This window comes from Phocaeicola sp. HCN-6420, assembly GCF_037890145.1.
In the GTDB taxonomy this organism is placed as follows: domain Bacteria; phylum Bacteroidota; class Bacteroidia; order Bacteroidales; family Bacteroidaceae; genus Phocaeicola.
In genome coordinates this window covers 1-957 of the sequence record NZ_JBBKBJ010000077.1, presented here as the reverse complement: position 1 = coordinate 957, position 957 = coordinate 1, and the positions used below count along the sequence as shown (strand labels likewise).

Below are 957 nucleotides of genomic sequence, written 5' to 3'. Positions count from 1 at the left end.
TTTAAGGAGAAAAACCGAGATAAGTTCCTCCGACAAGCCTTTGTCGGTCTAATTCAATCTACCTTCCCGTGAGTATTCGTTAGGAAGGTAGTGATGTGAAACTGCATATCAGTTGTCTTACGAATTCAAATTGTTGACCGCTATGAATCGATTACTCTTACTGCTTTGTCTGCTGGTCTTCCAGCAGACAGTATTTTCCCAGAATATCCATACCGAGCGTATCTTTCTTTCTCCCGACAAGGAAACCTGCGTTCCGGGTGACACCCTGCGGGTAGCAGGCCAGCTCTTTTCCTCGGACCGTTTCTATCCCTCCAGCCGCTATGTGTATCTGGAGTGCATCAGTCCGAAAGACTCCGTCCTGTTGCGCCAGAAGATTGCCTGCGATGCGAGCGGCTTCTTTCAGACGGTGCTGCTGACGGATGTGGACTGGAATCCGGGGGTGTGCTACCTGCGTGCCTATACCCGCTGGATGCAGAACTTTTGGGAAGAAAGCTTTAGCGTAACTCCTTTCCTGCTGGGGATTGCACATCCCGATAAAGAGGAGTATGCCCGTGAACTTCATGCCCGTTTCTTCCCCGAAGGCGGCCGTTTGCTGGAGGGCTTTCTCCAGAATGTGGTGTTCCAGCTGACGGACGACGACGGCTTCCCGGTCACCGATGCGAGCTCATACCTGCTGGATGAGAAAAACGATACGGTGGCCCGTGCGGTCGGCGTTCCTTCTTCCGGCCTGGGACGTATCTCGTTCCACCCTGAGCCCGGCCGTCAGTACCGCCTGTTGTCCGTGTATCACGGTGCGGGTCATACCTTCCCCCTGCAAACACAGGCGGAGGGAGCTGCGTTGCAGGCCGTTGTCGGTCGCGGCCGACTGGTGTGCCGTATTCTTTCCCACGAGTCCGGAGATCGTTTCCGTCTGTTCCTTTACCATTCGGAGCAGGGCCTGCAGGAGATTCCTTTCTC

General features: G+C 54.5%; 1 pseudogene. It reads left to right on the top strand.

The features are described 5' to 3' along the window. Positions 1-142: 142 nt before the first annotated feature. Positions 143-957, top strand: a pseudogene (locus WKT12_RS16430) (hypothetical protein); the annotation flags it as partial.